Here is a 19,768-nt window from a genome sequence, read left to right on the forward strand (position 1 = left end):
AATTGAGACGGGGCCTGCCCCGCAACCGCCGCATCTGATTCAATGGGCGCATGGCCAGCCACTCGCACACCTCGAACGGTCGCAGCGACCTCGAACCGTTCTGGCCCTCCCGTCAGCACCACGATTTCGACCGGGTGTGTTGCCGCGCGAAGAACGCGCCGGCCCTCTAAAGCCTTCCGGGACCTCCCACCGGACGTCCCCCGCCGAGGCCTTCGGTCTGCGCGGTACGCGTTGACGTACGTACGTCTCCTGCCGACCACTCCGCGTGAAAGAGCTGACCACTCATGTCTCACTCCCGTTCCCTGACCTCTGCCGCTTCCGCCGCGACCGCTGCGAGCGCGCCCCTCTCCTATCCGCCCAGTCCGCGCCACCGGCTGCGCGCCGTGGACCGCAACGAGGTCGCCCGCGTGGTCGACCTCCTGCCGCCCGGCGCCACCTGGCTGCCCGCGCCGCAGCACACCCTGCCCACGCTGCCGGGCCAGCCGCCGATGATCGGCTACCTGGTCCTCGTACCGGCCGGGTCCGCGGACCAGCAGCCGCCGATCGCCTTCGCCCCGCAGTCCGTTCCCGCGCCGGCCGCCTCCCGCGGTGCCGCGGCCACCACGAGCGCTGCGCCCACCACCGGGGACGAACTCGTCCGCATCGACGCGGCGCAGCGCACCGCCGAGGTCGACGGCCGCGTACTCGACCTGACCTACCTGGAGTTCGAGCTGCTGGCCCACCTGGTGGCGCACCCGCACCGGGTGCACAGCAGGGACCAGCTGGTGACCACGGTGTGGGGCTACGGCCACGTCGGCGACGGCCGGACCGTGGACGTCCACGTCGCCCGCCTGCGCCGCAAGCTGGGCGCGGCACACCGCGGCGCGATCCAGACCGTGCGCCGCGTGGGCTACAAGTACGCGCCCTGAGCACGGCACGACGTACGCCGGTGGGCCCGTACTCCGCGAGGGAGTACGGGCCCACCGGGCCGTCGGGGCCGGACCGTCCGGGTCAGGCGGTGCCGGCCGCCCCGGCGCGGCGCGCCGCGACCGCACCCAGCAGCACGTCGACCGCCAGGAACGCGACCAGGCTGATGCCGAGCAGCGGTACGAACCACCCGACCACGGCGGTCACGGCGGCGAGCGGGAGCAGCAGGGTCAGCGGCACCTTGCGCCAGGCTCCGCGCGGCTGGGCCCGGCCGGCCGAGAGGGCGCGGTCCTTGGTGGGTCGGCGCAGCCACCACATCCGGTAGCCCCAGAACACCAGGAACATCACCGCGACGGCGAGCGCGGCGAGCGCGATCTGGTTGGCGAGGCCGAGGGTCTTCCCCATGTGCAGGTCGATGCCGAAGCGGGTCAGCTTGGCGAGGACGGGGTAGTCGGCGAAGCGCAGTTCGTCGATGATCCGGCCGTCGGCGGGGTCGACGGAGACGGAGTCGAGGTGCACCGGCAGCTGCTTGTCCTGCTCCTTGATCACGTAGCCGTTGCCCTTGGCGGGCAGGGTGATGCGGAGCTCTTCGTTGACCCCGGCGGCGCGGGCGGCGGCCACGGCCTTGTCGATGCCGATGTCCGCGGTGGGCGGCGTCGCGGGCATCTCCGTGCCGTCGGGCATGGCGTGCCCGGTGTGCCCGGCGTGCGCGTCGGAGCCGGAGTCCGAACCGGGGGCGAGGGCGGCGGACACGGAGGGGGTGGCGCCGCCGAGCCGGTCCTGGAGCTGCCCGATGTTCTCGCCCGCGTACTTCGACCAGGTCAGGCCGGTGGCGGAGAGGGCGACGAGTCCGGTGACGGCCCAGATGCCGACGGCCCCGTGCCAGGAGAGGGTCTTGCGGCGCCCGGTGGCGGCGCGGTCGGGCACGACCAACAGGGCCTTGCGGGAGCGGCGGCGGCCGATCCACAGGGCGAGGCCGCCGAGTGCGACGACCCACAGCCAGCTCGCGGCGAGTTCGCTGTAGTTCCGGCCGAACTCGCCCAGCTGGAGGCTGGAGTGGAACTCGCTGAGCCAGGCGCGCAGCGGCAGCGCGTCGCCTTCGGTGGTCAGCGTTCCGTTGACGTGACCCGTGTACGGATCCACGAAGACGGTGCGGGTCTGGCCCTCCTCCAGCCCCGGGGCCTCCATGATCACGCGGGTGGTCGCCTCGGCGTCGGGCGCGGGCCACACGCCCACGACCTTGCCCTCGGGGACGGTGCCCCGGGCGGCCGTGACCTGGGCGCTGAGCGGCAGTGCGCTTCCGCGGACCTCGGTGACGGTCAGCTCGTCGGAGTAGATGATCTTCTCGGCCTGCCAGGAGCCGGCGTACAGCAGGCCGGTGGCGGCGGCGAGGAACAGCAGCGGGGCTATCAGGATTCCGGCGTAGAAGTGCATGCGCAGGAGCAGCGGCCGCAGGGCCGCCCAGGTGCCGGACTTGGCGGGTGCGGCGGAACCGGCGGGTGCGGTTGCCGCGGCCGGAATGTCGGTGGTGGCGTCCGGGGTGCGGACGTCCTGGACCTCTTCGAGGGACATGTGTGTCCTAGGTGTTGGCCTGTTGGCGAAGACATGGGTGATCGGGCCCCGGGTCTCGCCCCCTCGCCGATGAGGGAGGTGCGCCGGTCAGGCGCAGGCAGGACGGCCGGGGGCCGTGGCGCGGGTGTCTCGCCGCCCGGGCGGACCGCGGCGCACCAGGGCGTGCGCGGGCACGGCCCCGCGCAGCCTGCGCGGGGGTTCGTACGAGGGCCGCGGCGCGGGCGGCGGCGGTACGGCGGCCACGCGGGCCCGCACCAGTGCGATCGCGCGGGCGATCGGCCGGGCCGCGAGCAGCGCGGCGGCGCCGAGGACGGCGGCCAGGCGGAACACGGCGGCCTCGCCCCGCGCGAGCCAGACGGCGCAGAACAGACCGGCGAGGACGTGCGCGGCGACCATGCCGGGGCCGCCGTGCCCGGCCATGTGGGCCATGTCGGCCATGTCGGCCATCCCGCCCGCCTCAGCCGTGCCGTGCATGTCGGCCATGCCGCCCATGCCCGCCATCCGGTGGTGCCCGGCCATGGGCGCGGACCGGGCGGAGTGGCCCGCGTGCCCGGCCTGGCCGGCGGAGAAGAACAGGTGCAGTACGCCCTGGACGGCGAGCAGTGCCGCGCCGATCCCGACGGGTCCGCGGCGGCGCCCGGCTCCGAGCCACGCGAGCCCGCCGGTCACCCCGAAAGCACCCAGAAGGGCTATCAGGGGAATATCGGTGTCAGACATGTACGAATGCCCCAGAGCGCCCAATGCGGTGCACACCGCCGCGAACATCGCGGCCCGTGTGGCGCGTAGCGGCGCGGGGGTTCCTGGCATGGCTGAAACATGCTCGCACGGGCCCCGGTTCCACCAGCCCGGGGGTCGTATCCGATCATGATCCGATGAAATCACTGCTCTGGCCGCCGCCGACCCTCGGCGTGGTGTATGCGGGCGGGGTCCAGCTCGGCGCGTACGCCCTGGAGCGACTGGGGGCGGCGGAGCGGGACCGGGTGCTGCGGGGCTGCTCGACGAATGTCGACAACCTCGTCGCCGGCCGCTGGGAGACCCTGCTGAGCAGCGCGTTCGTCGTCGAGGAGCCGATGCCGCTGCCGTACGCGCTGCTGCTCGTCGCGGTCCTCGGGTACGCGGAGTACGCGTACGGGGCCTGGTGGACGGCCGCGGCGTTCTTGTTCGGGCACGCCGCGGCGACGCTCCTCGTCCACGGCGGGCTGCGCCGGACCGCCGATCCGGCCACCCGGCGGGCCCTGGACGTGGGGACCAGCTACGGCTTCAACGCCGTGCTCGGTGCGCTGACCTCCGCGCTGCCGCGCGGGCCGGTCCGCACGGCCGCCCGGGTCGGGCTGCTGACGCTCGCCGCAGGGCCCGTGTTGAAGCGGGAGCGGACCTTCACGGACGCCGGGCACCTTGCGGCGCTGGGGATCGGGGTCGGCCTCTCGCTCGCTCTCGATTGCCTATCCGGCCCGAAACATCAGAAAATCGGGTGAATACATCCGATCTGCACCACATCACCGGCACTACCCGCCCCACCGGCACTACCCGTACTACCCGCCCCACCCGCACCGCCCGCGCCGTACGCACACCGCTGGAGCCGCCACGATGACCACCACCACCCCCTCCACCACCGTCGCCAACCTCCGCGACCTCGGCGGCACCCCCCTCTCCGGCGGCCGCACCGTGCGCCCCGGCCTGGTCCTGCGCTCCGGCCAGCTCGACCGGCTCGACGTCGACGCCGACCCGGTCGTGGCCGCGCTGGGCCTGCGCACGGTCATCGACTTCCGCACGGACGCCGAGCGCGGCGCCCACCCGGACCGGATACCGGACGGCGCCCGCCTCCTCGTCCACGACGTCCTCGCCGACAAGCTGCGCTCCGGGAAGATCCCGGCCGCCACGCAGCTCAAGGACCTGCTGTCCGACCCGGCGATGGCGCAGGAGCACCTGGGCGGCGGCAAGGTGCAGGCACTGTTCGCCGACACCTACCGGTCCTTCGTGTCGACCGCTTCCGCGCAGGCCGCGTACCGGACCCTGCTCTCCGAGCTCGCGGACCCGCAGGCGGGCCCGCTGCTGTTCCACTGCACGGCCGGCAAGGACCGTACGGGCTGGGGCGCGACCGTCGTCCTGTCCCTGCTCGGCGCGGACGACGAGACCCTGATGGCCGAGTACCTCTCCGTCAATCCGGCGGTCAAGCAGGCCTTCGCCCGGATGATCGAGGGCTTCACCATGGCCGGCGGCGACCCGGACATCGCGCTGGGCCTGATCGGGGTCTTCCCCGAGTACCTGGAGGCCGCGCTCCACGAGGTGAACACGCGCTACGGCTCGATGGAGAAGTACGTGCGCGAGGGTCTCGGCGTCCCCGACGACACGGTCGAGGCGATGCGCGTCCGCCTGACGGCCTGACCCGACCCCCGGGCCCACCCCGATCCCGGTCCCTCCGGGCCGCCGAAGCCCGCTGAGGCCCGCTGAGGCCCGCTGAGGCCCGCCTGCGACCGGCATTCGACCCGAACGTGTGACCTGGGGGCGGGTGACCATCCGACGATTCGCTCGTTCTGCTGAACGTGACTGCGCCGGATACCGCCACCCGCCCCCCGTCTCCCGTGCCGCCCGACGTCGAGCTGGCCGAGGCCGCCATCGTCGAGCACTACCCGCGGCTGGTGCGGCTCGCCTATCTGGTGCTGCCGCCCGCCCTCGGCCGCAACCGGCGGGTGCTCACCGCGCATTCGCTGGCCCAGCGGGCACTGCCGCGCGGGCGGCGCGGCGCCGGCGCGGATGCCGCCGCCGCGGCCGCCGTGCAGGGCGGGGTTCCGGGCCAGCGCGGGACCGCGTCCGCCGAGTCGGGGTACGCGTACGTCCGACTGCGGGTGCTGCGCGCCGCCCTGGAGGCCGGGATCCCGCTGACCTTCCGGGCGCTGCCCCGGCGGGCACAGTTGCCTCCGCTGCTCCCCCAGGTGTGGGGGCTGCGGCTGTTCCCGCGCTCGGGCGGCGCCGAGGAGCTGGCCCTGGACCAGTGGCTGGCCACGCTGGACGGGCCCGGCCGGGCGGCGTGCGTACTGCGCGCCCTGGAGCGGCTGCCGGAGCCGGAGGTGCTCCGCGTGCTCGACGAGGCGGGTGTGGCGAACCCCGCCGCCGCGGTCGCGGAATCCGGGGATCCGTCGAACGACGCCCTGTTCGCCTCCCCCGAGTTCGATCCCTGCGTGCTCCAGGCGCGGCCCACCGACCTGCTGCGCCGGCGCCGGTTCGCGCGGGCCGCCCTCGCCGCCGGGGCCGCCCTCGCCGTGTGCGGGGCCCTGCTCGCGCTGCCCGGCGGCGGCTGGGGTGCGGACGGGGCCGCGGCCCCGCCGTACGCGCTCAACGCGGCGGCGGAACGGGCCCTGGATCCGGGGAAGCTGGTCCGCATCGCACCCACCGCCTGGCGCACCTCCTCCCGTACCGACTTCTCCACCTGGCCCGCCCGCGGCGACCGCACCGACGACGCCGAACTGCTGCGCCGGGCGCTGGCCGTCTGGGCCCGGCCCGGCTCCACGGTGGTCGCCTCGGCCACACCCGGCACGCCGCCCGGACCGCCGATGGGACCTCCGCAGCTGCTGTTCGCGGGCACCGTCGACCAGGCGGTCGTGGTCCTGCTGTACGACGGCCTGCGCGTGGTCCGGTACGCCGAACCGCGCACCGGGACCTCGGTCGCCGCCCTCGACTTCGCCCGGACCGACGGCGCCTCGGCGGACACCGCGACCGCGCTGGTGCTGAGCCGGGTCGACGGCAACGTCCGCTATCTGACCGCGCCGTGGATCACCGGCGTGGGACTGCGCGACCTGCTCAAGCCCGGTGACGCACCGACGACACTGAAGCCGAGTCGGGACGGGATCACCCCGCCGGTGGCGAGCCCCGCCCCGACGGGCAGTTGCACCGGCTGGAACGCGCTGGCCCTGACCGGCGCCGGCACCACCCGGCTGGTCACCGACCTCGGCGAACTGACCCCGGCCCGGCTGACGTCGGGCGCACCGGGTGCGGAGCGCGATGTGGCGGAGGGTGCGGAGCTCGGCGACTGGTCGCGGATCGCGTGCCTGCTGCCGTCGGTCCGCTCGCACGGCGTCCGCAGCGTCAACGCCTGGACGTACGCGAAGCAGCCGCTGCCCGAGGGCGACGGCACGGCGACCTGGCTGTGCACCCGGGCGGACACCTGGGCGGGCACGGAAGACCGGGTGCAGGCGCAGTTCCTGACCCCGGGCGCCCCGCTGGCGGCGCAGGCGGCGAAGGCGGAGGGCTCGCCGGCCTGCGGGCCGCGGGAGCCGCGGGTGCTGGCGGGCGTGCTGTGGAAGTCGAAGGCGGGCCAGTGGTACGTGCTGGCGGCGGGCAGCGCCCAGTTCGCATCGCTGTCGGTGACGGGCGGCGGAGTGAACGGTTCGGCGAACGGCAACCGGCTGGCGGTGAAGGCGCCGGCGGGCGCGCAGGTGGAGCTGGCGGGCAAACTCACTGACGGTACGAAGGCGGGGGTGCTCCGGTAGCGCCATGACTGGTGGGTGAATCTTCAACCGTCAAGTGCGGCCGGGGAGTTGGCGGGATCCGGACATGACTGCCGCAGTGCACACATGGCATGATCGGGTTCCGGTTACCTCGCGGTAACCCCCCACACCCCTCACGTACCGAAGGTTCACCCACGTGCGCTTGCTCGCCCGACGTCTTCTGCTGCCCGGCCTCACCACACTGGCGCTCACCGCCACCGGCTGCTCCTCGTCACCGCACACCGGCCCCGCCGACGCGGCCGCCCCCGCCACCCTCGCGCCCACGGGCGACGGAACGTCACAGCTGGAGGTGGCCGCGGCACCGCAGGGGACGCCCACACCGGCCGCCGTGGCCCGCGCCGACGGAAAGGGCAAGACCCAGCAGTCCTCGCTGAAGGTCGCCTCGTACGACCAGGCGAGCGGACGGGCCGTCATAGCCAAGGCCCCGCAGGGGCCCGCCCCGTCCTCCTCGTCCTCGTCCTCGTCCTCGTCCTCGCCGAGCAAGAAGCCGGAGCCGAGCAAGAAGCCGGAACCCGGCAAGTCCCCCGACGCCGACAAGCCCGTCGCGGTCGGCGACGTCATCGCCAGCGCGCCGGCGCCCGGCGCCCCCAACGGCCTGCTGGCCAAGGTCACCGAGGTCGTCGGAAAGACCGACCGCGGCACCGAGGTCAAGACCGCCTCCACCACGCTGGCCTCCGTCCTGAACGACGACAAGGCCGACGGCAAGGTCCCCGTCGACCCGTCGTCGGTCACCGTCGAGCCCCTGATGAAGGGCGTCACCTTCTCCTGGGCCAAGACCGGGGGCGTGAAGTTCGGCCCCCAGAGCGCCAAGCTGCCCCTCGGCAACCTCCGCCTGGACGTGAACGCCGCCGTCGACACCGCCCCCGACGCCCCCGCCTCGGCCGGCGCCTCGGTCTCCGGTTTCGTCCAGCTCGCCCCGCAGGTGGAGTTCTCGTACGACGGCAGCGGCGGCTCCGGCCCGCGCGGCGCCTTCCTCGGCATGAGCGGCGACTGGTCCTCCCAGTGGAAGCTCCAGGGCCGCGCGGCCGCGAGCACCGGGGCGCCCAAGCGGATCCCCTTCGCCAAGCTGCACAGCGCCCCGGTCATCCAGGTCGGCCCGGTCCCGGTCGTCGTCAACCTCGACCTGACCTGCTACGTCCAGGTGGAGGCCGACGGCCGCGTGACCCTCGACGTCCAGCAGGACGTCAAGGGCGACTTCAAGGTCGGCGGCAGCTACGCACTGGGCAAGGGCTGGACTCCGGTCAGCCAGTCCAACGTCAAGAGCACGCCGGTCACGGCGACCGTCACCGCCTCCGGCAAGGTCAAGGGCGCGCTCGGTGCCGAGGCCTCCGTCGGCCTGTACGGGGCCGTCGGCGTCAGCGCGGACTTCGCCCCCTACCTGCGCGGCGAGGCCGACGCCAAGGCGAGTGCGTCCAGCGACGGCAAGACCTCCCTCAGCGGCTCCTGGGCGCTGTACGGCGGCTTCGACCTGAGCGGGAACCTGCACCTGCAGCTCTCCCTGTTCGGCACGCCGCTCTTCGAGCGCAAGATCCCGCTGGGCACCCTCAACCGCGAGTGGGCGCTCGCGAGCGGCCACGCCGAGCTCTAGCCGCAAGGCCGGGCAACCGGTCCGAGTCCCCCGGGCGCCGTGCGCGCCCGGGGGACTCTTGCGTGAAGTGGTGGACGCAGAGGGGTTTTCCTCCCCCCTACCCCTCAGTACATTGACACCATGTCTAATACGCCGCTCGCGCCCGCCCCCGTGGCGTCGGAACACATAGGGCTCAAGGCGCGGAACGTGTCCTTCGGCTGGGAGGGCACCCCGCTCCACTGGCTGCCCGGCGACCCGTTCGCCACGCACACCATCAACGTGCTGCACCTGCTGCTGCCCGCGGGCGAGCGCTGGTTCGTGCACGTCTACAAACAGGTGCTCCCGTACATCAAGGACGAGCAGCTGCGCGCGGACGTCGTCGGCTTCATCGGCCAAGAGGCCATGCACGCCGCCGCGCACGACGACGTGCTCCCCCACCTCAAGCGCCTGGGCCTGGACCCGACCCCGTACACGGCGCAGGTGGACTGGCTCTTCGAGAAACTGCTCGGTGACCGGACGCTGCCGCCGGGCAAGGCCCGCCACTGGTGGCTCATGGAACGGGTCGCGATGATCGCGGCGATCGAGCACTACACGGCGTTCCTCGGGAACTGGGTCCTCAACGCCGACGAACTGGACCGCCGGGGCGCCGACCCCGTGATGCTCGACCTGCTGCGCTGGCACGGCGCGGAGGAGGTGGAGCACCGCTCGGTGGCCTTCGACCTCTTCATGCACGTGGACGGCGGCTACCGCCGGCGGACCCGGACCTGGGCCACCGCGTTCACGGCACTGGTCTTCCTGTGGCAGCGCGGCGCCCGCTTCTTCATAGAGAACGACCCGGAACTGATCGGCGCCAAGGCCTCCCTCGGCCAGCTCTTCCGCGCGGGCCGGCAGGGCACGCTGCCCTCGACGGGCGCGATGCTCAAGTCGATCCCGACGTACCTCTCCCGTACGTACCACCCGTCGCAGGAGGGCTCGACCGCCCAGGCCGTGGCTTACCTGGCCTCGTCCCCCGGCGCGAACGGCGGTGCCACCGCATGAGCCGCACCCTGAAGGTGGCGGCGCTGGCGGGTGCCGCACTGCTGATCCGCCGCACCCTGCGCGGGCGCATCGCCCGCTCGCCCCTGTGGCCCCTCCCGGCACTGGAGACCCCGATCTCCGGCCACTCCCCGCGCCGTTGGCTGCCGACCCTGATCGTCTCCCGCACGGAGCCCGCGGCCGGCGTCCTGCACCTGGCCCTGGAATCCCCGGACCTCCCGGAGTGGACCCCGGGCGCGCACGTGGACGTACGGCTCCCGTCGGGCCTGATCCGCCAGTACAGCCTCTGCGGGGACCCGGCCGACACGGGCCGCTACACGATCGCGATCCGCCTGATCGAGGACGGCCGCGGCGGCTCCCGCGAGGCACACGCCCTCCTTGCGGAAGGCGCCGAACTGGCGGTCCGGCCGCCGCGCAACCACTTCGAGCTGATCCCGTCCGGGTCCTACGCGTTCGTGGCGGGCGGCATAGGCATCACGCCCGTCCTCCCGATGCTGCGCGCGGCAGCGGCGGCGGGCGCGGACTGGACCCTCCTCTACTGCGGCCGCAGCCGGGCCTCGATGCCGTTCCTCGCCGAACTCTCGGCCCACGGCTCCCGGGTGACCGTCGTCCCGGAGGACGAGGCGGGCCTCCCCGACCTGTCCCCGCTGGCCGCCGCCGCCCCCGGCACCCTGATCTACTGCTGCGGCCCGGAACCCCTGATGGAGGCGGTCCGGGCGGTGGCCCCGGCCCCCTCGGCCGTCCACCTGGAGCGCTTCACCCCCGCTTCCGCGACCGGGCCCTCCCGCCCCTTCACCGTGGAACTCCACCGCACGGGCCGCACGATCGAGGTCGCGGCGGAGGAATCCGCACTCACCGCGGTCCGCCGCGAACTGCCCACCACCCCGTACTCCTGCGAACAGGGCTTCTGCGGCACCTGCCAACACCGCGTCCTCGCGGGCGAGGTGGACCACCGCGACACCCTCCTCACGGACGGGGAACACGAGGACTCGATGCTCCTGTGCGTCTCCCGCGCCAAGGACGACCACCTGGTCCTCGACCTCTGAGCGCTGCCGCGCGCCCAGTAGGGTGTCCGCATGACAAGCGGGACGCGGCGCAGGATGGGTGTCGAGGAGCGGCGGCAGCAGCTGATCGGGGTCGCCCTGGAGCTGTTCAGCCACCGGTCGCCCGACGACGTGTCGATCGACGAGATCGCGGCTGCCGCGGGGATATCGCGGCCGCTCGTCTACCACTACTTCCCGGGCAAGCTGAGCCTGTACGAGGCCGCCCTGCGGCGTGCCGCCGACGAGCTCGCGCAGCGGTTCGTGGAGCCGAAGGAGGGGCCGCTCGGGGCGCGGCTGCTGCGGGTCATGGGCCGGTTCTTCGCGTTCGTCGACGACCACGGGCCCGGCTTCTCGGCGCTGATGCGGGGCGGCCCGGCCGTCGGCAGCAACCGGGCCAACGCCATGATCGACGAGGTCCGGCAGGCCGCGTACCAGCAGATCGTCACGCACATCGGGATCGAGAAGCCGCCGGCGCGCCTCGAACTCGTGGTGCGGTCGTGGGTGTCGCTGGCGGAATCCACCGCGCTGATCTGGCTGGAGGGGCGGCGGATCCCGAGGGCCGAGCTGGAGCTCCAGCTGGTGCACGACTTCGCCGCGCTGGCCGCCGTGAGCGCCGCGTACGACGCGGAGATGGCCGGGATCCTCGGACGGATCCTCGCCGACGAGCCGGCCGACGGCCCGTTCGGGGAACTGGTCGGGCGGCTCGGGGCGCTCGTCCCGGCGGCGGTGGAACCCGCGGTGCCCTCCCCGCGGTGATCATCCGCGTGATAATACGCGCGTGATCATTGATGACGGGATCTTGTTCCGGCGGGCCGTGGAAAAGGACGCCGCCACCCTCGTGGCCCTGTACGACCAGGCGGCCCGGTGGATGCGCAAGCACGGGATCGACCAGTGGAAGCCCGGGGACAAGGACGCCCCGCACTTCCTGGCGAAGATGCGCGAGGGCGAGGTGTGGCTCGCCGGGGACAGCGACGGCCGGATCATCGGCGCGTACGAGCTGTGGTGGTCCGACGAGGAGGCCTGGGGCGTGCAACCGCCGGTCGCCGGCTACGTGCACCGGCTGATGGTGGAACGCGAAACCGCGCCCGCGGGAGCCGGACGCCGGCTGCTCGAACATGCCGAGCGCCGGATAGCCGGGGCAGGATTGCCGCGGGCGCGGCTGGACTGCGTCTCCACCAACCCCCGGCTGCTCGCGTACTACCGGGGTGCGGGCTACCGGGTGGTCGGGGAGTTCCCCCACAAGGAGGGCAAGGACGGCCGTGTGTACGGGGTGATCCTGCTGGAGAAGCGGCTGGATCAGCTCAGCGTCGTGTGAAGACCGCGACCGTGCGGGCCGGGGTGGTGAACTCTCCCGTCCGTGCGTCGTAGGTGGCCTGCTTGACCGCGGGGTCGGTGCCGGCCGCCTGGACCGGGTGCAGGGCGTAGCCCGTGCCCGCGAGGGCCGGGATGCGCTGGGGCTGGGCGGCGGGAGTGGCGTTGAAGACCACCACCAGGTCGCCGAGCGTCATGGTGATCACGCCCGGGGTCTCGTCCTTGCCGGAGAGCGGGAAGGCCAGCGCGGCCTGGACCGCCTGCGGTGTGGTGAGGGCGAAGGCCCGTTCCGTCGTACGGATCCGCAGCAGGTCGCGGTAGGCCGCCGAGGCTCCGGTGATGTCGGCGCAGCCGGGCGCCGGGCGGCCGCTCAGCAGGGGCTTCGCGTACGGCCACTTGGAGCCGTTGTCGGCGGCGGGCGGCAGGCCCCGGCCGAAGCCGTTGCCGTCGCGGCAGTCCCAGTGGATGGCGTTGAACCAGTCGCCGCTGTCGTACGAGTTGCGGTCGAGGGACTTGGAGCGGAGCAGGTCCGTGCCCGCCTGGGACAGCGACGGGCCCTGCGAGAGGGTGCCGACGGCCATCGCCAGGACCTGCATCCGGGCCTGGTCGGCGGTGGAGGTGCCCTGCGGGAGCTTGTACGCGAGGGCGTCGGCCAGCGTTTCGTTGTCGTGGGCGTCGGCGTAGGCGAGTGCGTCGCCGGGGGCCGCCGCGTAGCCGGCCGGGGAGCCGTTGTAGTCCACCTCGGAGCCCTTGACGGGCCGGCCGGCGGTGTCCGTGAAGGCGTACGAGGCGAGGTTGCCGGACAGCCCGACCTTGATCAGGTCCTGGTCGTGCAGGAGCCGGGCCCGCTGCTGCTCCGCGGTGCCGTTCGCGGGTGAGGCGTTGGGGGCGGTGAACAGGCCGGAGGCGAAGCCCTGGACGCGCGGGTCCTCGTCGAAGGGGCCGCCGCCGCGGACCGCGTCGCGCGAACGGTCCGAGAAGGTGGCGATGCCGGTGCCGGCCATGTTCTTCTGCGTGGCCTGGACGAAGCGGGCGTCGTCCGCGACCTCGCCGAAGTTCCAGCCCTCCCCGTACAGGATGATCTTCTTGCCGTCGACGCCGTCCTTGGCGACGGTCAGCGCGTCGAGGGCCGCCCGGACGGCCAGGATGTTCGCCTTCGGGTGGTGGCCCATCAGGTCGAAGCGGAAGCCGTCGACCTTGTACTCCTTCGCCCAGGTGACGATCGAGTCGACGACGAGCCGGCCCATCATGGCGTTCTCGGGAGCCGTGTTGGCGCAGCAGGAGGAGTTCGCGACCGAGCCGTCCGCCAGCAGCCGCTGGTAGTAGCCGGGCACGATGCGGTCGAGGACCGACTTGTCGGACTGGCCGGCGGCGACGGTGTGGTTGTAGACCACGTCCATCACCGTGCGCAGGCCGGCCCCGTTCAGCGACTGGACCATCCTGCGGAACTCGACCGTACGGGCCGTGCCGTTCGGGTCGCTCGCGTACGAGCCCTCCGGGACCGTGTAGTGCAGCGGGTCGTAGCCCCAGTTGTACGCGTCCTTCGCGGCCGCGGCGGCCACGCAGGCCTGCTGCTCCGGCGAGTCCGGCGCGTACACCTTGAGGTCACAGGCGGGTTCGGTGCGGTCGGAGGCCTTCTCCGGGATCGTGCCGATGTCGAACGCGGGCAGCAGGTGGACGTAGGAGGTGCCGGACGCGGCCAGAGCGCGCAGGTGCTGCATGCCCGCCGAGCCGGTGTCGGTGAAGGCCAGGTACTGGCCGGGGTGGGCGCTGGTGGGGTCCGCGACCGAGAAGTCGCGGATGTGGAGTTCCTGGATCTGCGCAGAGGTGAAGGGGACGGCCGCGGGCTTGTGCAGGTTGCGCCAGCCGGGCGGGGCCAGCTTCGGGGCGGCCAGGTCGACGGCGAGGCTGTAGGTGGAATCGGTGGTCAGGGCGGTGGAGTACGGGTCGGTGACGAGGTTGCGGACCATCCGGCGGGTGCTCGGGGCCCACACGCTCACGTCGTAGCGGTACGGCTTGCCCGTCCAGCTGCGCTCGCCGCGCACCGACCAGACGCCGGTGGTGTCGTCGCGGTGCATGGCGACGGTGCGGCCGTCGAGTTCGAGGGCGACCTGCCGGGCGGTGGGGGCCCACACGGACAGGGTGGGACGGCCGTCCTTGAAGACCGGGCCGAGGGGGGCCGTGTTCGCGTACAGGTCGTCGAGGACGCCGGCGAGCTGGACGCCGGTCGCGGCGAGGACGGCCCCGTTCGCGGCGCGGGCGCTCGCGACGAGCTGGCCGCGCAGGGCCTCGCGCACGCGGCCCCGGTCACGCGGGTCGACGGTGTACGCGGCGTACCCGGCCAGGTGCGGGAACTTCTGCTTCTGGGCGGCGGTGAGCTCGGACTTGGCGAGGCGCAGCCACTGCGCGCCGTCCGCGTGCAGGGCGCCGTTCTCCGCGGTGACGGTGCCTTCGCGGGAGGCGAGGAGCTGGACGGACGCGGCGGCCGCGGGGGCGTTCCAGGCGAGGGTGTCGCGGTCGATCCAGACGGCCTCGGACTTGGTGAGGTCCAGGGCTGCGGAGGAGCCGGCGGGCTGCGGGAGGAGGTACGGGGCCCGGCCGCCCAGCATCCAGACCTCGTGGCCGGTGGCCTTCAGGTCGAGGGACTGGTCGGTGGGGAGGTCCTTCTCGTCGCCCTTGTGGAGGATGTAGCTGAGGCTGGTCGCGCCTTGCGCGAGCGGGACCTCGTACACGGCGCCGTAGGAGTCGGTGCGGGCGGGCGCCAGCGGCTTGGACCAGTCGGTGGGGGTCGCGGCGCCGGTCCAGACGTGCAGGCCCCAGCCGTCGTAGGCGCCGTCGGCACGCTGGTAGTGCAGGACGGCCTTGGCCTGGTCCTGGGGCGGCTGGGCGGGGCGGTCGGTGGTGGCCGCTTCCTTGCCCTGTTCCAGCCAGACCTCGCCGCTCTTGGTCACGTCGAGGGTGCGGTCGGTGGCGACGTCCTTGTTGCCGTCCTTGTCGATGACGAGGTAGCCGATGGAGGAAGCGCCGGGCTTGAGGCGGACGTAGGCGAAGGCGCCGTACGCGTCGCGGCCGGTGAAGTCGTGTCCGGCGGGCCACGGCGTGGCTTCGCCGTCGGCGAGGTCGCCCCAGGCGTACAGCCGCCAGTTCGTGTAGTCGCCGTCGGGGCGCCGGTAGTGGACGACCGCGTAGTCGCGCTGGGTGGCGGTGGGGACGGGGACGGGCGGGACCTGGCCGGAGACGGACTCGGCGAGGGCGCTCGCGGTGCGGCCGCAAGCGTCGACGACGACGGCCTTGTAGCGCAGGGCCGTGCCGGCCGGGACCGTGACGTTCTGGGTGACCTTGTACGGGGCGTGGTCGGCGGTGCCGAGGACCTGCCACGGGCCGGTGCCGCTCTGGGCGGCGAAGACGACCCGGTTCAGGCCGCCTCCGGTGACGTCGGCGGACAGCTCGACGGTGCCGGTGGCGCCGGGGGCCGGGGCCTTCAGGGTCAGGGCGGGCTTGGTGGCGGGGGCGGCGAGGGGGGCGATGCCCTGGAGGACGACCGAGCCGAGGGCGGGGACGGTGACGGTGAGCTTGCCGGCCGCGGAGGAGCGGATCAGCGCGGTGCCGCCGTACAGGGTGCGGTACTGGGCGCCGGCCGGGGCGTCGAGTTCGACGGTCCGGGCCTCGGCGGCGTTGTTGGCGGCGACCAGGTACTCGGTGCGGCTGCGGGTGTCGGTACGGGCGAAGGCGTAGACGGATCCGTCGGACAGGCGCTCGCTCTGGACGCCGTCCCGCAGGGCCGGGTGGTCCTTGGTCAGCTTCGAGAGAGCGCTGATCTCCTTGTAGAGCGGGTGTCCCGGATCGTAAGCGTCGCTCGCATGCGTGCGCACCGTTCCCAGCTGGTCGTCGTCCAGGTAGTCGGCGACCTTCGTGGCGAACAGCGGCTGCCGGGCGTCCTTGTCGCCGCCCGCGCCCGTGAAGCCCTGCTCGTCACCGGAGTAGATCACCGGGTTGCCCCGGGAGAAGAACATCAACTCGTTGGCGAGCCGGTAGCGGTCCAGCAGCTCCTGCTCCCCCGCCCCCGGCCGGTCCTGCTTCAGGAAACTCCCGAAGCGGCCCATGTCGTGGTTGCCGAGGAAGGTGACCTGCTCGTACGCGTTCGCCTTGTCCGTGGTGTACCGGTAGTCGTCGGCCAGTACGGAGCCGAGCCGCGGGGCCGCCGCGCCCTGGGAGGCGTACGCGCGGATCGCGTCCTGCAGCGGGAAGTCGAGGGTGGCGTCGAGCCGCCCCTGCGTCACGTACGGGGAGGTGACGGCGGTGTCGGCGGAGTAGACCTCGCCGAACATGAAGAAGTTCTTCCGGCCGCGCTGGGCTGCGTACTTGTCGAGGGCGGTGGCCCACTGCGTCCAGAACCCGGTGTTGACGTGCTTGACCGTGTCGATGCGGAAGCCGTCGATCGCGAAGTCCTTGACCCACTTCTCGTAGATCTTCTCCATCCCGCTGACGACCTCGGGGCGTTCGGTCCACAGGTCGTCGAGACCGACGAAGTCACCCTGGTCGGAGGATTCTCCGGCGAAGGTTGAATCGCCCCGGTTGTGGTACATCGTCGGGTCGTTCAGCCACGCCGGAGCCTTCAGCCCCTTCTTCTCCTCGGGCACGAACGGCGTCCGTGGAAAGGAACCGGCGTCGACCCGCGGGAACTTCTTCTTCCCGTCCGCGTAGTCGGAGTCCTCGAAGGGCACTCCATCCTTCGTCAGATAGGGAAAGGCCCCCTTCGACAGGTAGGAGTAGGACTGCTCCCGGTAGTCGACGACATCGGCGGTGTGGTTGGTGATGACGTCGAAAAATACCTTCATCCCCTTCCCGTGCGCCTTGTCGATCAGGCGCTCCAGATCGGCGTTGGTGCCGAAATGCGGGTCGACCTGGGTGAAGTCGGTGATCCAGTACCCGTGGTAGCCGGCGGAGACATCGGCCCCCTTGCCCTGTACCGGCTGGTTCTTGAAGATCGGCGCCATCCAGATGGCCGTCGTCCCGAGCCCCTTGATGTAGTCGAGCCGGTCGGTCAGGCCCTTGAGGTCGCCGCCCTGGTAGAAGCCCTTGTCCGTCGGGTCCAGTCCGGTCTCCAGCCGGGTACCGGTCAGGCCGCCGGTGTCGTTGCGCGGATCACCGTTCGCGAACCGGTCCGGGAGGACGAAGTAGAACTGCTCCCGGGTCAGGTCGTGCCGCGCGGGCTCGGCGGCCAGTTTGGCGTCCGAGGGCGGGGCGGGCGGCGCGGCGGCCGCTGCCGGGAGGGCGGGCAGCAGCGTCACGGCCAAGGTGGCGGCGATCACTCCTGCGGCGGGGCGTATCAAGGCGGGTCTCCTTGTGTACGGGAGGGCCGCCCGGTGGATGGCAGGGTGGGACACCGGGCGGCCCTGGTCTGTGGGGTGTGGTGTTTCAGTTGCGCCAGGTGTCGTTCAGCGCGACCTTGCCGCTCCCCGGGACGGTGGCGGTGCGGTTGGCCCCGCTCTCCCAGGTCACGTTCCCGGCGGCGTCCTTGCGCAGGTACTTGTACGAGAACGCGGTTCCGGCCGGCAGGGACACGTCGAGCTTCCAGACGGGGTAGGCCGCCAGGTCGAGCTTGAGGGCGCTGCCGATGTTCCAGCTGCCGAGCTCGGCGCGGTCCCCGGTGACGTATACGTTCTGCCCGGGGACGGTGGTGGCGTTGACGGCGAAGGCGGCGCCGGCGGAGTTCGCGGGCGTGCCGGTGCAGGTACGGGCGTTCACGTGCAGGGCGAGCGCGGTACCGGCACCGAGCGTGGCGGTGAACTGCCCGGTGGAGTTCACGGTGACCGTACGCCCGCTCTGCACGTCGCAGTAGTCGCCTGCCGCCAAGGACGTCTGGAAGGTCCGGGTCAGGCCCGCCCCTTCGTGATTGATGGCGACGTACGCCTTGTTGCCGCGCCCGAACGCGATCTGGTCGCCGCCGTTGTCCCACCAATCGGTGACGGCCTGACCGCGGGCCGCGTTGCGGAAGCCGACCATGGAGGAGATCTCGCGCCAGGCGTGCTGGCACTTCCACCCGTCGGAGTAACAGGCGTTCACCGTGCCGCCGTTCGGCGGGCCGGCGTCCTTGTCGGTCCACTCGTAGCCGGAGTGCACGTCGGGGGACCCGTACGGCCAGGCCAGCATGAAGACGCTGGCCAGCGTGTAGGCGGAACCGTCCTTGTAGTTGAGGGTGTCGCCGCCGCGCTCGGTGTCGTGGTTGTCGACGAACACCCCGGCCTGCCCGCTCGGCATGTACCCCCAGGCCTCCCCGAAGTTCTTCAGGTAGGCGAGGTTCTCGTTCTGGAAGACCCGCTTGAGGTCCCGTGCGTAGCGGAACTCCTGCACGTCTCCGTTGCCCAGGTACTCGGAGGGCTGGACGGCCTCGCCGGCCCCGTAGATCGCCTCCTGCTTCCAGTACGCCCCCGGATTGCTCAGCCGGGACTTGATGTTGGCGAGGTCGGCGGCGGGCATGTGCTTGGCGGCATCGATCCGGAACCCGTCCACGCCCAGCGACAGCAGGTCGTTCAGGTACCCGGCGATCCGCCCGCGCACGTAGTCCTCGCCCGTGTCCAGATCGGCCAGCTGCACGAGCTCGCAGTTCTGCACGTTGGCCCGGTCCTGGTAATTCGAAATGGTCACGCGGCAGTCGTCCATGTCGGCGCCGGAGTAGATCCCGGGATAGCCGTACTTGGTATAGGACGAACCCCCGGTCCCGACGCCGTCGCCGGCGGCCATGTGATTGATGACGGAGTCCGCGACGACCTTCACTCCGGCCGCGTGACACGTGTCGACCATGGCCTTGAACGCGGCTCGGTCCCCCAGCCGCCCGGCGATCCGATAGCTGACGGGCTGGTAGGAGGTCCACCACTGCGACCCCTGGACGTGCTCCTGGGGCGGCGAGACCTGCACGTACCCGTACCCGGCCGGCCCGAGAGAATCCGTGCAGGCCTTGGCGACGGAGTCGAACCGCCACTCGAAGAGCACGGCGGTGACGTCCTTCCCCCCGGGCGCGGCGGCGACGGCCCGAGGCGCCTGCCCCGCGAGCCCGGCGGCGGCAAGTGCGGTGGCGGCGAAAAGAGTTGCAGCTCTGACGGCTCTGGCAGGCATGTGGGGGGCCTCCTGGCGGACGAGGTGGGGATGGCAGCGACCGTAGGGGTCAGGTATGAGGCCTGCAAGACTTTGCGCAAGAGATTGCAGAATTGTTTCCCCGACGTGTCCTCCCGGCCACCCGGGCCTGCCAGTTGACCCTCTGCCCCGACGGGGCAGACCAGGCCGCGACGCCGACGGGCCGAGTTCGATCGCGTCGCGAGGCGACGGCGAGGTGCGTCGGAAGTTCTCGATCTACGTCCTCGCCCGGCCCGCCTCATCGGGCCGCCAGCCCGAGACCGCCGTCGGACGCCGTGCCGGGCGAAGCGCGTAGCGATCTGTCGCGCCTGGAGGCCGACCGGAGCCGTGCGCGCACCTGCGCGCTGCGCTGCTCCGGCTTGGCCCCGCCCCCGACCCGGGACTGCTGGCGCCGGACCCCTGACGGAGCCGTTCCCCTCCCTGCGCCGCATCCGGGCCGGGCTCGGGGGCGCCGGCAGCCCGGCTCCGGATGACGGAGCCGCCGGCCGGGATCTCTGATGGGTCCGCCCCTGGACGTGAACCTCCCGGCCGTTCCTTCGGGGGTTCCCGACGGTCTTTGGCATTCCGGGACGGGACGGGCGGTCAAGGGTGGCCGAAGGCCGTCGCGAAGCGACGCGAACGAAGAGAGCGCCCTTGACGGGCCGGCACGGCACGGCACGGAAGGACGGTGGACTGCCCGGACGCCCCCGGACACT

13 protein-coding genes are annotated in these 19,768 nt (G+C 72.6%); 9 read left to right on the top strand and 4 right to left on the bottom strand.

Going from position 1 to position 19,768, the window contains the following annotated elements; genetic code table 11:
• Positions 1-284: 284 nt before the first annotated feature.
• A complete protein-coding gene (locus tag OHA65_RS11970) occupies positions 285-908 on the top strand; it encodes a winged helix-turn-helix domain-containing protein (protein ID WP_327283112.1) in 624 nt (207 codons plus the stop codon).
• An 82-nt stretch (positions 909-990) separates the two neighbouring features.
• Here the strand turns inward: OHA65_RS11970 and OHA65_RS11975 are convergent, their stop codons facing one another.
• Together OHA65_RS11975 and OHA65_RS11980 are read right to left on the bottom strand one after the other, a co-directional pair.
• Positions 991-2,478 carry a PepSY domain-containing protein gene (locus OHA65_RS11975; protein ID WP_327283113.1) on the bottom strand — a complete coding sequence of 496 codons (1,488 nt, stop codon included), beginning with the start codon at positions 2,476-2,478 and terminating at the stop codon, positions 991-993.
• 87 nt (positions 2,479-2,565) lie between these two features.
• Positions 2,566-3,195, bottom strand: coding sequence for a hypothetical protein (locus OHA65_RS11980; RefSeq protein ID WP_405761830.1), 630 nt, complete (start codon positions 3,193-3,195; stop codon positions 2,566-2,568).
• A 155-nt stretch (positions 3,196-3,350) separates the two neighbouring features.
• On the opposite strand from OHA65_RS11980, the gene OHA65_RS11985 reads away from it, so the two are divergent.
• From OHA65_RS11985 to OHA65_RS12020, 8 genes are all read left to right on the top strand, one after another.
• On the top strand, positions 3,351-3,953 hold the full coding sequence (locus OHA65_RS11985) for a rhomboid-like protein (protein WP_327283115.1): 603 nt from the start codon (positions 3,351-3,353) through the stop codon (positions 3,951-3,953).
• A 112-nt stretch (positions 3,954-4,065) separates the two neighbouring features.
• Positions 4,066-4,863, top strand: a complete 798-nt coding sequence (locus OHA65_RS11990; RefSeq protein ID WP_327283116.1) for a tyrosine-protein phosphatase — start codon at positions 4,066-4,068, stop codon at positions 4,861-4,863.
• Between the two features lie 158 nt (positions 4,864-5,021).
• Positions 5,022-6,965 (top strand): hypothetical protein, encoded by a 1,944-nt coding sequence (locus OHA65_RS11995; protein ID WP_371646679.1) that lies wholly within the window; start codon positions 5,022-5,024, stop codon positions 6,963-6,965.
• Positions 6,966-7,119: 154 nt separating this feature from the next.
• Positions 7,120-8,571 (top strand): hypothetical protein, encoded by a 1,452-nt coding sequence (locus OHA65_RS12000; protein WP_328762522.1) that lies wholly within the window; start codon positions 7,120-7,122, stop codon positions 8,569-8,571.
• A 120-nt stretch (positions 8,572-8,691) separates the two neighbouring features.
• The gene (locus tag OHA65_RS12005; RefSeq protein ID WP_405761832.1) at positions 8,692-9,588 is read left to right on the top strand and encodes a metal-dependent hydrolase; all 897 of its coding nucleotides are present in this window, start codon (positions 8,692-8,694) and stop codon (positions 9,586-9,588) included.
• Positions 9,585-10,631 carry a PDR/VanB family oxidoreductase gene (locus OHA65_RS12010; protein WP_328762526.1) on the top strand — a complete coding sequence of 349 codons (1,047 nt, stop codon included), beginning with the start codon at positions 9,585-9,587 and terminating at the stop codon, positions 10,629-10,631. Before OHA65_RS12005 ends, OHA65_RS12010 begins: the two co-directional genes overlap by 4 nt.
• Positions 10,632-10,661: 30 nt before the next feature.
• A complete protein-coding gene (locus OHA65_RS12015; protein WP_327283120.1) occupies positions 10,662-11,384 on the top strand; it encodes a TetR/AcrR family transcriptional regulator in 723 nt (240 codons plus the stop codon).
• Between the two features lie 22 nt (positions 11,385-11,406).
• A complete protein-coding gene (locus OHA65_RS12020; RefSeq protein WP_327283121.1) occupies positions 11,407-11,943 on the top strand; it encodes a GNAT family N-acetyltransferase in 537 nt (178 codons plus the stop codon).
• Here the strand turns inward: OHA65_RS12020 and pulA are convergent.
• A complete protein-coding gene (gene pulA, locus OHA65_RS12025) occupies positions 11,930-17,272 on the bottom strand; it encodes a pullulanase-type alpha-1,6-glucosidase (protein WP_405761835.1) in 5,343 nt (1,780 codons plus the stop codon). The genes OHA65_RS12020 and pulA overlap by 14 nt on opposite strands.
• A gap of 85 nt (positions 17,273-17,357) precedes the next feature.
• On the bottom strand, positions 17,358-19,055 hold the full coding sequence (locus tag OHA65_RS12030) for a carbohydrate-binding module family 20 domain-containing protein (RefSeq protein ID WP_327283122.1): 1,698 nt from the start codon (positions 19,053-19,055) through the stop codon (positions 17,358-17,360).
• Between the last annotated feature and the right edge of the window lie 713 nt (positions 19,056-19,768).

The organism is Streptomyces sp. NBC_00045 (assembly GCF_045041095.1).
Classification (GTDB): Bacteria; Actinomycetota; Actinomycetes; order Streptomycetales; family Streptomycetaceae; genus Streptomyces.